The following is a 12,607-nucleotide window of genomic DNA, read 5'->3' on the forward strand; positions in this document are numbered from 1 at the left end:
TTCATGAAATGTTCCGTTCAACGCCCGGTCCGTGGGATCGTTCCCGCCGGCCTCCGGGCCGGCGGGAACGCCGAACGGGCCGCTTCAGGCGGCCGCGGCCCGGGGCTGCACCTCGGCGAGATAGTCGTCCATCAGCGTCTTCGTCACGGCGCCCGGGGTGAAGCGGTAGGGGCCGATCTCGGCGACCGGGGTCACCTCGGCGGCCGAGCCGGTGATGAAGCACTCGGAGAAGCCCGCCATCTCCTCGGGGAGGATCCGGCGCTCGATCACCTCGATGCCGCGGCGGCGGGCGAGGTCGATCACGGTCTGCCGGGTGATGCCGTCGAGGAAGCGGTCGGCCAGCGGGGTGTGGAGCGCCCCGTCCTTCAGGAAGAACACGTTGGCGCCGGTGCATTCGGCGACGTTGCCCTCGAAGTCGAGCATCAGGGCGTCGGCATAGCCCTTGTTCTCGGCCCGGTGCTTGGAGATCGTGCAGATCATGTAGAGGCCCGCCGCCTTCGAGGCGCAGGGCGCGGTGCGCGGGTCGGGCCGGCGATACTCCGCCATGTCGAGGCGGATGCCCTTCATCTTGGTGGCGGCGTCGAAGTAGCTCGGCCATTCCCAGGCGGCGATGGCGAGGTGGATGGTGTTGCCCTGGGCGGAGACGCCCATCATCTCCGAGCCGCGCCAGGCCACGGGCCGCAGGTAGGCGTCCTGCAGGCCGCTGGTCTTCAGCACGAGGGCCTTGGCCGCCTCGATCTCCTCGACCGTGTAGGGGATCTTGAAATCGAGGAGCTCGGCCGAGCGGTGCAGGCGCCGGCTGTGCTCCAGACTCTTGAAGATGCGCCCGCCATAGGCGCGCTCGCCCTCGAACACCGAGGATCCGTAGTGGAGGCCGTGGCTCAGCACGTGGATCTTCGCGTCCCGCCACGGCACCATGACGCCGTCGAACCAGATGGTGCCTTCGCGCTGGTCGAACGGGATGACGGACATCGATCGGCTCTTCCTGATGGCGGCGCGGTCTCGCGGGGCCGGGCTTCGGGGCTGTGGACGGAGGGGTGCGCGGGTCCGCCGGGCCCGTCAAGGGGCCGGGCCGTCCTGGCCAGCGGGGTTGACGGGTACCAACCGGGCTGAAATATGTCAACGAGACTGACTTATATCGGGGTCGACACCGACGTGACACGTGACGCGGCGCACAGGGCCTCGCGCGCGCCGCAGCCCGCCGAGGCGGGGGGCGCGGCCCGCAGCAGCGACGACCTGATCGAACTCCTGTTCTTCGCCTATCGCGACTTCGTCGGCGATCCCGACCGCATCCTGGCGGCCTACGGCTTCGGCCGGGCGCATCACCGGGTGCTGCACTTCGTCGACCGTTATCCGGGCCTGACCATCGCCGAGCTGCTCGACATCCTGCGCATCACGAAGCAGAGCCTCAACCGGGTGCTCAAGGACCTGATCGAGCAGGGCTACGTCGCCCAGCGCACCGGTACGACCGACCGGCGCCAGCGCCTGCTGTTCTGCACGGCGACGGGCGGGGAGCTTGCCGCGGAGCTGACGCGGGTGCAGACCCGACGCCTCGCCCGCGCGCTCGCCGCGCCGGGCGCCGACGCGCCGGAGACCTTCCTGCTCGCGATGATCGAACCCGAGGAGCGCGACGCGGTGAACCGCCTGATGGCACGCCGCGGCCGGGACACCGCCCCGGACGATCCGCCCCGCGCGGCCGGGACGGGCGACGGCCAGGAGGCCGCCTGATGGCGCTCCCGGCTCTCCCCGCCCAGGCCGGGGCCGCGCGCGCCGACCTGCCGGACACCGCGCCCCACATCCTCGTCGTCGACGACGACCGGCGCCTGCGCGAGCTGCTCTCCCGCTACCTCACGGAGCAGGGCTTCCGCATCACCAGCGCGGCGAGCGCCGCCGAGGCGCGGGCCAAGGCGCAGAGCCTCGTCTTCGACGCGATGGTGCTCGACGTGATGATGCCGGGCGAGACCGGCTTCGACTACGCCCGCAGCGTGCGCGAGACCTCGCGGGTCCCGATCCTGATGCTGACCGCCCGCTCCAACACCAACGACCGGGTGATGGGGCTGGAGATCGGCGCCGACGACTACCTGCCCAAGCCCTTCGAGCCGCGCGAGCTGACGCTGCGGCTGCTCAACATCATCAATCGCGGCGCCCCGTCCCGTCCGGCCTCCGAGCCGGAATCGGTGACCTTCGGACCCTTCGCCTTCCGGCTCGACCGGGGCGAGCTGCGCCGCGGCGACGAGCTGATCCGCATCACCGAGCGCGAGCGCGAGATTCTGACGATCCTGGCCGCCGCCAAGGGCGCCAACGTCGAGCGCGAGCAGCTCGCCGGCAGCGGCGGCGCCGCGGCCGAGCGCACGGTCGACGTCCAGATCAACCGCCTGCGCCGCAAGACCGAGGTCGATTCCGCCAACCCGACCTTCCTGCAGACGGTGCGCGGCGTGGGCTATCGTCTCGCGGTGGATTGAGCCCGCTCTGCCGGGGCCTTAGGACGGGCCTCGCGGCGCGAGGAGGCCGCGCAGGCGATGCAGGCGGCCGCTCCCCACCCCTACGACGCGGACTCGATCCGGCAGGCCCTGTCCGCCGCCCGGGAGCCCGAGGCGGACGCGGATGGCCGCGTCGGCCGCGCCGCGCTCTGGAACGCCCTCAGCGCGGGCGAACTCGCGCCCTGGCGCGGGCTCGACCTCACCCGCCGCCGGTTCCTCGAGCATTGTGCCGCCAACCTGAGCGAGAGCCGCTTCATCCTGTCCGTCGAGGGACGCGCGGTGCGGGTCCGGGAGAAGCCGCAGATCTATCCGCATCCCCATGCGGCGGATCTCGACAAACGCGCGGCGCTCTACGCGGACTTCCTCGCCACCGTCCTGCGGGAGCGCGACCTCGACCTCTCCTGCGTGCTGTTCCTCGACGCGCACGACATGATCGCGCCGCAAGCGGAGGTGCCGACCTTCAACTATCAGAAGCTCGCGGGCGCCAACACGATCTCGTTTCCCGACATCGAGTTCCTGGGAACCGGGTACTACCGGGATCCGGGCCTGATCGACCTCAAGCCCTACGCGCAGAAGCGCGCCACGGCGGCCTTCATCGGCTCCACCTCGGGCTTTCCCTACGTGCTGACGCGCGCGCATGTGGAGGCCGAGGCCTCGCCGCGCCTCCGGGCGGTGGCGTATTTCCGGGATCGGGACGAGGTCGATTTCCGCGTCACCAACATCGTCCAGACCGACGGACCGGAGACGGACGCGCTGATCCGCGCGCGCGACCTCATCTCGACGCCGCTGCCGTTCCAGAGCCTGTACGATCACCGCTTCATCATCTCGATGGACGGGAACGGGGCGACCTGCTCGCGGGTGGCGCTGGCGCTCGCGAGCCGGAGCGTGCTGCTGAAGTACCAGAGCGATCACGCGCTGTTCTACTTCCCGGCACTGAAGCCCTGGCTGCACTACATCCCGATCCGCCGCGACGACGACGTTCTGGCGATCGTGCGCTACGAGCGGGCCCATCCCGGGGCCTTCGCGCACGTGGCGGAGGCGGGCGCGCGGTTCTACCGGGCGACCTTGACTCGCGAGCGCCTGCTCGATTACGGCGCCGCCCTGCTCTCGGGCTACGCCGCGCTGTACGCGGCGCTGCCGGAGGGCTGATCGGAGCCCGGCGCGATCGGACCGGGCGCTGCACCGGCCAAGCTCGCGCGACGCCCGAACCCGCCATCCCGGACGGATCGGCCGGATCGGGTCTGCGGCGCGCTCACCAGACCAGCCGCTCGATCACCGCGTCGGGCTGCACCGCCTGGGCGGCGAGCCAGGCGGCGATCTCGCCGAGGCGGTGGTGCTCGGCCGTGACGCCCAGTTCCTCGGCATGGATGCCGCGGGCCACGAGCAGGTTCGGGATGCCGAAGCCCCGCGCGCCCGCGATGTCGGTGCGGATCGCGTCGCCGACCGCCAGGACCCGGGCGCGCTCCGGCGGCGCGCGCCCGTCGAGGGCGCCCGCGCGGGCGAGGGCCGCCTCGTAGACCGGCCGGTGCGGCTTGCCCGCGTAGACGACCGGGCCGCCCGCTTCCGCGTAGGCCTCGGCGAGGAGGCCCGCGCAGGGAATCAGCCGGCCGTCGAACTCGACCACGAGATCGGGATTGGCGCAGATCATCGGCACCTTGCGGGCGCCCAGCGTCGCCAGGGTGTCGCGGTAATCCGCCACGGTCTCCGAGCGGTCGTCGAACAGGCCGGTGCAGAGCACGAGATCGGCGGATTCGGGCCCCGCCGGGGCGAGGTCGAGCCCCCGGAAGATGCCGGCATCGCGCTCCGGCCCGAGATGGTACATGCGGATCCCGGGCGTCTGCGCGATCAGGTCGCGGGTCAGGTCGCCCGAGGTCACGATGGCGTCGTAGGCGTCGCGCGGCACCCCGAGCCGGTCGAGGATGCGCTGGACGCCCTCCCCCGGCCGGGGCGCGTTCGAGACCAGCACGACCCGGCGCGGTCGGTCCCCCGGCAGGGCGCGGAAGCGGATCAGCGCGTCGCCCGCGCCCGGATGCGCCCGGTTGCCGTCGTGCAGCACGCCCCAGACGTCGCACAGGATGAGGTCGTAGGCCTCCGCGATTCCGGCGAGGCCGGTGAGGGTCGGGATCGGGTGCGGGTCTGACATGCCGGGTCCTGCTGGGAGCGCGGGGCCGGGTTAGGCGGGCGGGGCGCGGAAGGCAACGCCCAGGGCCGGACAGGGCCTGGACGGCCCCGCCGGGGCCTCATCGGGCCCGGGCCTCAGCTCGCCCGGCGCAGGAAGGAGCGGAACGGCCGCTTCTGCGGCGGTTCCGGCTCGTCGCCGGCCGGCGCGACCGCCGGGGGATTGGCCAGCACGTCGGCGCGCACCGGGCGCGGCGCGGCGAACACCGTGCCCTGCGCCAGGGCGACGTCCAGATCGATCAGGTCGGGCACGTCGGCCTCGGCCTCGACCCCGCAGGCGACGAGCCGGATGCCCGCACGGGCGAGCGCCGTGACGAGATCCTCGACCGCGATGTCGGCGAGGTCCGGGGCCCCGCTCCGCAGCAGCAGCTCGGCCGGGACCTTGATCTGCCCGATGCCGCGGGCGGCGAGTGCGCCGGCGTCGAAGCGCAGGTCGCCCGGGCGGTCCAGGACGAACCCCACCTTGCCCCGCAGCGCGGCCAGCGCGGCGGCCTGCCCCGCATCGAGGGTGCGCCAGCTCGCCTGGGGCAGGGCGAGGATGAGCCGGCCCCCGAGCAGCGGCTCCTCCGAGACCAGGCGGCCGAGCCAGCGCAGGAAGCCCGGCTCGAACAGCGAGAGGGGCGAGAGGCCGTAGGTCACGCTGGCCTCGCTGCCCCGCCCGCCGAGATGGCGCACGATGGTCGCCACCCGCTGCAGCATCCGGCGGTCGAGCTCGGTGGTGCGGCCGTTGCGCTCGAGCGCCTGCAGGAAGGCGTCGGGGCCGAGCACCTGCGCCCCGGTCCTCAGCCGCGCCAGCGCCTCGTAGGCGACCACCTTGCGCTGGGGCAGCGTGACGACCGGCTGGAGATGGACCTCGAGGCCCTCGCCCTCGAAGGCAGCGACCAGCACGTCCTCCGGCGGGGTCTCGGCGCGCGGGAGGATCGGCCGCGGCGGGATCGGCCGGGCCGCGGGAGCCGGGCGCGGCCGGCTGGCGGCCGGCCGCGGCGGCGCGGTCTCGGCCGGAGCCGGGCGCGGGGCGACCGCCGCCGGGGGCGGCGTCAGGGGCAGAGCGGAGACGGGCGGGGCGGAAACGGGCGGGGCGGAGACCGGCGGCGGGGCCGGGACAGGCCGCGCGGCGACGGCTTTCAGGCGGGCGATCTCGTCGTCCTGGGCGGTGACCACGGCGGTGAGGTCGCGCACGATCCCGCTGAGGAGGCCGATCTCGACGGTGAGCTCCTCGATGTCGTTCACGAGCCCGGCCCGGCCCGCGTCGGGCGGCGCGGCCTCGCGATCGCGGGCCTCGGCCTGCAGGAGGCGCTTCGAGAGGCCGTCGACCTCGCGCGAGAGCACGTCGCAGCGCGTCCTCAGGCCGGTGGCGCGCATATGGGCGGCCAGGCCCGCGATCGCGGCCAGCGCGGCGAGGAGGAGCGCCCCGACCGCCGGCAGGAAGACCGCGACCGGGCCGATCAGGACGGCCGCCAGCACCCCGAAGGCCAACAGGCTTGCATGCCGGCCGAGGAACCGGAACATCGCGCGGGGAACACCTTACAGGAGATACTTGGAACGACCGCGGACCGGTTGAACCGGACCGAAGCAACCCGAATGTTGTCGCCGAGCGCCGATGAACCGGCAAGATGGAGCGGCGACCGCCCACCGGTTTTCGGCGCAGTGTGACATTGCGGGGCGGCGTTGCGCGTCGCACGCGGCGCCTTGTCGGGGCCGGTGTCGGTTCCGACATCCAGGCCTCGCTTCTCGCACCCGCCGGAGACGGTCGCATGACACCCCACACGGAGATCCCATCGGACGAGGCCATCGAGCTGATGATGCGCGTCGAGGGCATGACCTGCGACGGTTGCGCCGAAGCGGTGCGGCGGACGGTGCGCCGCCTCGACCCGGAGGCCCGCATCGAGGTCGACCGCCCGAACGGCCGCGTCTCCATCCGCACCCGGGCCCAGAGCCTCGCCATCGCCGACGCCCTCGGCAAGGCGGGCTACACCGCCACCGCCATGACGGGCTGATCGCGCGGGGGGCGTGACGGGCCGCGTCGCCGAAGGGAGCCGGCCCGCGGCGAGGCCGGGCGCCCGGAACGGGCGTGTCGGCCCGGCCCTTGCTAGGCTTGTGGCCGGTCTTTTACCGGAGAAGCAATATGCACAGGGTCTTCGTCGGCGTCTTCCTGCTCGCGGCCATTCCGGCCGCGGCCTCGGCGCAGACCTACATCTCCCCCACCCCGACGGATGTTCCGAGCAGCGGGATCAGGGGATTGAGCAAGGCCGACCGCAAGGTGGCCTGCACCCAGGTCGCCGACAACCGGCACCTGACGGGATTGCAGCGCCAGCGCTACCGCGCGGCCTGCCGCGGGCGGGCCCTGCCCAAAGGTTGAACACGACCACGGGCTGAACCTGCCCAGGGCTTGATCTCGCCCGCGGGCTGATCCGCCCGATCCTCGCGGGACCGGCTCCCGATCCCGCGGGACGTCCCGAGAGCCGGATCCGGCTCTCGGTCTGGGGCACCTTCTTTCGACGAAGCGGCCCCCCTGCGCCGGAGCGGGCTCTAGGCCAGCGGGCCGGGAATCGCCGCCTCGGCCTTACTCAGCAGCCGCGCCTCGTGGCGGCGCACGAACAGCCACAGGGCCAGCCCGCCGAACACCACCACGGCGAGGAGCGCGAGGCCCACCGGGCCGGCGATGCGCTCGATCGAGCGGCCGCAATAATACGAGCCGAGGCCCATGCCGGTCGCCCAGGCGAGGCCGCCGAGCCCGTTGAACAGCATGAAGCGTCGGGCATCGAGCCTGTTCACGCCGGCGAGCAGGGCCGCGTAGGCCCGCAGCATCGCGGTGAAGCGGCCGAAGAACACGATCTTGCCGCCGTGCTCGCGGAACAGGTACTGGCCGAGCTTGAGCCGCCCGTGGTCGAGGGCGATCACGTGGCCGTAGCGCAGCAGCAGCGGCATGCCCCAGCGCCGACCGACCCAGTAGCCGAGATTGTCGCCGATGATCGCCGCCGCCGCGGCTGCGGCGATGATGAGGACGATGTTCAGGTTGCCGGTGCTGCCGGCATAGACGGCCGAGGAGATCAGCACCGTCTCGCCCGGCATCGGCACGCCCGCGCTCTCGAGGGTGATGATCAGGAAGATCGCCAGGTAGCCGTAGCTGGCGATCAGGTCTGCGATCGGCAGATCATGGAGGAAGGACACGCGGATCGACCCATTGATGTTTCCGGTACGGCCCGCACGCAGCCTCGCGAACGTGGCCGGAGCGGGGCGAGGCCGGGACCGGAATCGGGCCGGCCGCGCCTTGCCGGAGCGCGGGCCGTGCGCGGCCCGGCCTCAGAGCACCTTCAGCAGGGCCTCGGCGCCGGAGGCCTCCGCCTTCGAGGGCGATTCCTCGACGTTGAGCACCCGCACCACGCCGTCCTCGACGAGCGCGGAGTAGCGCTTCGAGCGCATGCCGAGGCCGAAGCCCGTCCCGTCCATCTCCAGGCCGGTCGCCTTGGCGAAATCGGCGTTGCCGTCGGCCAGGAACTCGATGCCCTCGGCGCCGCTCGCCTTGGCCCAGGCGTCCAGCACGAAGACGTCGTTGACCGAGGTCACCGCGATGGCGTCGACGCCGCGGCCCAGGATCTCGTCGCGCTTGGCGACGAAGCCCGGCAGGTGGTTGCGGTGGCAGCTCGGCGTGAAGGCGCCCGGCACGCCGACGAGGACCACGCGACGGCCCTTGAAGACGTCGTCCGTGGTCTTGGCCATCGGGCCGTCCGGGCCGTTCACGCGGAACGTCGCCTGGGGCAGGTGGTCGCCGACCTGAATCATCCGCCGTCTCCGTCGTCTCGATGCCTTGCGCCAAGCTGTGCCTTGCGCCCGGCGCTCAACTAGCGTGGCGACCCGGACCTGTCGAGGCGAGGGCGCGCGCCCGCCGCAGCGGGGATGCAGTCCGTTCGCGCACGCCCGCCAGACGTTTTGTCCGCTGGACAAGCGATAGTCGGCGCGTAGCATGGGCCGATGCAGATGCCGCCGCCCGGTGATCCCTCGTTTCTCGATGGCCAGTTCCTGGTCGCCATGCCGGGCATGGGCGACGCGCGCTTCGCCCGCACGGTGATCTACGTCTGCGCCCACTCGGCGGACGGGGCGATGGGCATCATCGTGAACAAGCCGGTGGCCGATCTCTCGATGCCGGACCTGCTGCTGCAGCTCGACGTGGCGCAGGAGGCCGACGCCATCCGGCTGCGCGAGCGGGTCGGGCACATGCCGGTGCTGATGGGCGGTCCCGTCGAGGGGCGCCGCGGCTTCGTCCTGCACTCGGACGATTTCCACATCGCGCAATCGACGCTGATCATCGACGACGGCATCTGCCTCACCGCCACGGTGGAGATCCTGCGCGCCATCGCGAGCGGCGAGGGGCCGGCGAGCGCGGTGCTGGCGCTCGGCTATGCCGGCTGGCAGGCGGGGCAGCTCGAGAGCGAGATCATGGCCAACGGCTGGCTCAATTGCCCGGCCGACCCGTCCCTGATCTTCAACACCGATCTCGACGCGAAGTACGACCGGGCCCTGCGCGGCATCGGCATCGATCCGGCGATGCTCTCGGTCAGCGTCGGCCGGGCCTGATCCCTATTCGGGCAGCGGGGCCGCGGCGGCGTCGGGGTTCATCCCGTCCACCGGGGGCTTGCGCCGCGGCCGCGGGGTCGCCGCCGTGGTCGTGGGGGCCGCCGCCGTGTTGACGCCGAGGCGCGTGGCGAGCGCCAGCGCCCGGTTCTCGGTGACGCGCAGGTGGCAGAAGCCGTGCGCCCCCTCCCGCGCGTAGGTCCGGCACAGCTGCTCCCGGTCGGAGGAGAAGGCGGCCTGCTCGGTCACGATCGGGCGCACGTCCTCGCGCCGCGCCCGCTGGGTCAGCAGCTTGTAATTGTCGCGCACCGCCCGGTCGGCGACGCCGCGCGCGGTGTCGAACTCGGCCGAGCGCGGGATCAGCCCGGCGGCGGGCGGCCCCCACAGGCCGTTCGGCGTCGTGGCGCAATCGGCCGCCGTGAAGGTGCAGACCGGGTTCGGATTCAGCGGGGTGACGATGAGGCCGCCCTCGGTCACGTCGAGGCGCAGCGGGCACTCGCCGCCCGTCGCCTCGAACCGGGGCACCCCCTCAGGCCGGCTCTCCGTGAGGGTCACCGGGCCGCCCCCCGCGAGGGGCACCGTACAGGATTCCGTCGGCTGCGAGACCTTCGTGCCCGGCAGGACGATCCGCGCGGTCATCGCTCCGCCGGCGCGCTCGAGCTTCATCTTGCCCGCGAGCCCGTTGAGCTGGAGGTCCTGGCCCAGCACGCTGTCCTCGCCCGGGGCCTTGAGCACCACGGGCTTGGGCGGGGCCGCCGGGCGCGGCGCCTCGGCCGCCGGGGGCGTGCCGGCATCCGGCGGGAGCGGGTCGCCGGGCAGCGGCGCGGCGGGGGGCGGCGCGGTCGGCACGCCGCGGGGCGGCACCGGGGGCTTGGCCGCGCGGCCGATCCCGAACAGCTCCTCGAAGAAGTTCTGCGCCGCGGCCGGGCTTGGGACGGCGGCCGCGCCGCCGAGGCAGAGGAGCGGTATCAGGAGAGCGCGGGTCGGACGCATCGGGTCCTTCGGGCCGGAGGAGCGGGCCGTGCACCGGGTTCGGCGCGGTTCGGCAACGGACCGTTAACACGCCATCGATGGCGTGGGCGTGGCAACGCGGCAACAAAATCCCGGCCGGCTCTCGGGCCGTGACGGTCCGGTGTCGCAGATCCCCTCGTCCGGACAAGGGGATAGGGCGCCTGTCGCAGGACTTCGTCCCCGTGCGGCGGTTCGTCTTGCGAGGCCGCAACAGCCTTCTTATATCGGCCTCGACACGGGATTAAGCGCGGATCTTTCGCCGGCCCAGGCCCTTGATCCGCCCCCCCTCCCGTACGCACATCACCACACGTCGCACTCATCGCGTCGCCATGGGCCGAGCTGCTTCGGGGCTCGGCGGTCTGCTTGATCACGCAACAACAGAGGGATCCCACCATGGGTAAAGTCATCGGTATCGACTTGGGCACCACCAATTCCTGCGTGGCCGTCATGGAAGGCACGCAGCCCAAGGTCATCGAGAATTCGGAAGGCGCCCGCACCACCCCGTCCATCGTCGCCTTCACGGATGACGGGGAGCGCCTCGTCGGCCAGCCGGCCAAGCGGCAGGCCGTCACCAATCCCGAGCGCACCTTCTTCGCCATCAAGCGCCTGATCGGTCGCACCTACGACGACCCGATGACCCAGAAGGACAAGGGCCTCGTGCCCTACAAGATCGTCCGCGGCGACAACGGCGACGCCTGGGTCGAGGCCGACGGCAAGAAGTATTCGCCGTCCCAGATCTCCGCCTTCACCCTTCAGAAGATGAAGGAGACCGCCGAGTCGCATCTCGGCCAGCCGGTCACCCAGGCCGTCATCACGGTGCCCGCCTATTTCAACGACGCCCAGCGTCAGGCCACCAAGGATGCCGGCAAGATCGCGGGCCTCGAGGTGCTGCGCATCATCAACGAGCCGACGGCCGCCGCGCTCGCCTACGGCCTCGACAAGAAGAAGGCCGGCACGATCGCGGTCTACGACCTCGGCGGCGGCACCTTCGACGTCTCGATCCTGGAGATCGGTGACGGCGTGTTCGAGGTGAAGTCCACCAATGGCGACACCTTCCTGGGCGGTGAGGATTTCGACAACCGGGTGGTCGAGTACCTGACGGCCGAGTTCAAGCGCGAGCAGGGCATCGACCTGACCAAGGACAAGCTCGCGCTCCAGCGCCTCAAGGAGGCCGCCGAGAAGGCGAAGATCGAGCTGTCCTCGGCCACCCAGACCGAGATCAACCTGCCCTACATCACCGCGGACGCCACCGGGCCGAAGCACCTCGCGCTCAAGCTCAGCCGGGCCAAGTTCGAGTCGCTCGTCGACGACCTCGTGCAGCGCACCATCGAGCCCTGCCGCAAGGCGCTCAAGGATGCGGGCGTCTCGGCGGCCGAGATCGACGAGGTGGTGCTGGTCGGCGGCATGATCCGCATGCCGAAGATCCAGGAGGTGGTGAAGTCGTTCTTCGGGAAGGAGCCCCACAAGGGCGTCAACCCGGACGAGGTCGTGGCCATCGGCGCCGCCGTCCAGGCCGGCGTGCTCCAGGGCGACGTGAAGGACGTGCTGCTCCTCGACGTCACCCCCCTCTCGCTCGGCATCGAGACGCTGGGCGGCGTGTTCACCCGGCTCATCGACCGCAACACCACCATCCCGACGAAGAAGTCGCAGACCTTCTCGACGGCCGAGGACAACCAGAACGCGGTCACCATCCGGGTCTTCCAGGGTGAGCGCGAGATGGCGGCCGACAACAAGCTGCTCGGCCAGTTCGACCTCGTCGGCATCCCGCCGGCGCCCCGCGGCATGCCGCAGATCGAGGTGACCTTCGACATCGACGCCAACGGCATCGTCAACGTGACGGCCAAGGACAAGGCGACGAACAAAGAGCACCAGATCCGCATCCAGGCCTCGGGCGGCCTGTCCGACGCCGACATCGACCGGATGGTGAAGGACGCCGAGGCCAATGCCGAGGCGGACAAGAAGCGCCGCGAGCTCGTCGAGGTGAAGAACCAGGGCGAGAGCCTGATCCACGCCACCGAGAAGTCGGTGAAGGAGTACGGCGACAAGGTCTCGGAGGCCGACAAGGGCGGCATCGAGACCGCGATGACGGCGCTGCGCACCGCGCTCGAGGGCGACGACGTCGAGACCATCAAGGCCCGCACCACGGACCTGATGCAGGCCTCGATGAAGCTCGGCGAGGCGATGTACGCCGCGAGCCAGGCCGCGGGCCCGGACGCCGCCGCGGCGGGCGCCCAGGCGGGCGAGGAGAAGAAGGACGACGTCATCGACGCCGACTTCCAGGAGGTCGACGAGAAGGACCAGAAGAAGCGGGCCTGAGCGCCCGCCTCGGGTCCGGGGCAGCGTCCGACGATCAGAAAGAGGGGCCG

The 12,607-nt window shown here is 71.9% G+C and carries 13 protein-coding genes; 7 read left to right on the top strand and 6 right to left on the bottom strand.

Annotation, left to right across the window (positions count from 1 at the left end; all coding sequences use genetic code 11):
• Nucleotides 1-84: 84 nt before the first annotated feature.
• Entirely contained in the window at nucleotides 85-972 is an 888-nt protein-coding gene (locus ACS5RC_RS06895; protein WP_478343081.1) for a branched-chain amino acid aminotransferase, read from the bottom strand.
• Between the two features lie 144 nt (nucleotides 973-1,116).
• Here ACS5RC_RS06895 and ACS5RC_RS06900 point away from each other — a divergent pair, with 144 nt between their 5' ends.
• From ACS5RC_RS06900 to ACS5RC_RS06910, 3 genes are read left to right on the top strand one after another with little or no spacing between them, the layout of a single operon-like run.
• Nucleotides 1,117-1,728: a MarR family winged helix-turn-helix transcriptional regulator gene (locus ACS5RC_RS06900; RefSeq protein ID WP_478343082.1), complete on the top strand. Its 612-nt coding sequence runs from the start codon at nucleotides 1,117-1,119 to the stop codon at nucleotides 1,726-1,728.
• Nucleotides 1,728-2,462, top strand: coding sequence for a response regulator (locus ACS5RC_RS06905; RefSeq protein ID WP_478343083.1), 735 nt, complete (start codon nucleotides 1,728-1,730; stop codon nucleotides 2,460-2,462). Before ACS5RC_RS06900 ends, ACS5RC_RS06905 begins: the two co-directional genes overlap by 1 nt.
• 57 nt (nucleotides 2,463-2,519) lie before the next feature.
• Entirely contained in the window at nucleotides 2,520-3,629 is a 1,110-nt protein-coding gene (locus ACS5RC_RS06910) for a glycosyl transferase family 90 (RefSeq protein WP_478343084.1), read from the top strand.
• A gap of 103 nt (nucleotides 3,630-3,732) precedes the next feature.
• On the opposite strand, the gene ACS5RC_RS06915 is transcribed toward ACS5RC_RS06910, so the two are convergent.
• Nucleotides 3,733-4,623 carry a TIGR01459 family HAD-type hydrolase gene (locus ACS5RC_RS06915; protein WP_478343085.1) on the bottom strand — a complete coding sequence of 297 codons (891 nt, stop codon included), beginning with the start codon at nucleotides 4,621-4,623 and terminating at the stop codon, nucleotides 3,733-3,735.
• 113 nt (nucleotides 4,624-4,736) lie between these two features.
• Complete coding sequence (locus tag ACS5RC_RS06920) at nucleotides 4,737-6,167, bottom strand: EAL domain-containing protein (protein WP_478343086.1); 1,431 nt, start codon at nucleotides 6,165-6,167, stop codon at nucleotides 4,737-4,739.
• A gap of 245 nt (nucleotides 6,168-6,412) precedes the next feature.
• On the opposite strand from ACS5RC_RS06920, the gene ACS5RC_RS06925 reads away from it, so the two are divergent.
• The gene (locus ACS5RC_RS06925) at nucleotides 6,413-6,655 is read left to right on the top strand and encodes a heavy-metal-associated domain-containing protein (protein WP_478343087.1); all 243 of its coding nucleotides are present in this window, start codon (nucleotides 6,413-6,415) and stop codon (nucleotides 6,653-6,655) included.
• Nucleotides 6,656-6,783: 128 nt separating this feature from the next.
• Nucleotides 6,784-7,017, top strand: a complete 234-nt coding sequence (locus tag ACS5RC_RS06930; RefSeq protein ID WP_478343088.1) for a hypothetical protein — start codon at nucleotides 6,784-6,786, stop codon at nucleotides 7,015-7,017.
• A gap of 170 nt (nucleotides 7,018-7,187) precedes the next feature.
• On the opposite strand, the gene ACS5RC_RS06935 is transcribed toward ACS5RC_RS06930, so the two are convergent.
• Together ACS5RC_RS06935 and ACS5RC_RS06940 are read right to left on the bottom strand one after the other, a co-directional pair.
• The gene (locus ACS5RC_RS06935; protein ID WP_478343089.1) at nucleotides 7,188-7,829 is read right to left on the bottom strand and encodes a DedA family protein; all 642 of its coding nucleotides are present in this window, start codon (nucleotides 7,827-7,829) and stop codon (nucleotides 7,188-7,190) included.
• 132 nt (nucleotides 7,830-7,961) lie between these two features.
• Entirely contained in the window at nucleotides 7,962-8,441 is a 480-nt protein-coding gene (locus tag ACS5RC_RS06940) for a redoxin family protein (RefSeq protein WP_478343090.1), read from the bottom strand.
• A gap of 189 nt (nucleotides 8,442-8,630) precedes the next feature.
• Between ACS5RC_RS06940 and ACS5RC_RS06945 the strand changes: the two genes are divergently transcribed.
• A complete protein-coding gene (locus ACS5RC_RS06945; protein WP_478343091.1) occupies nucleotides 8,631-9,233 on the top strand; it encodes a YqgE/AlgH family protein in 603 nt (200 codons plus the stop codon).
• A gap of 3 nt (nucleotides 9,234-9,236) precedes the next feature.
• Here ACS5RC_RS06945 and ACS5RC_RS06950 read toward each other — a convergent pair whose 3' ends face one another.
• Nucleotides 9,237-10,223: a hypothetical protein gene (locus ACS5RC_RS06950; RefSeq protein ID WP_478343092.1), complete on the bottom strand. Its 987-nt coding sequence runs from the start codon at nucleotides 10,221-10,223 to the stop codon at nucleotides 9,237-9,239.
• 411 nt (nucleotides 10,224-10,634) lie between these two features.
• On the opposite strand from ACS5RC_RS06950, the gene dnaK reads away from it, so the two are divergent.
• Entirely contained in the window at nucleotides 10,635-12,557 is a 1,923-nt protein-coding gene (gene dnaK, locus ACS5RC_RS06955) for a molecular chaperone DnaK (protein ID WP_478343093.1), read from the top strand.
• The last annotated feature ends 50 nt before the right edge of the window (nucleotides 12,558-12,607 follow it).

The sequence above is a fragment of the Methylobacterium sp. HJ2 genome, from assembly GCF_056431005.1.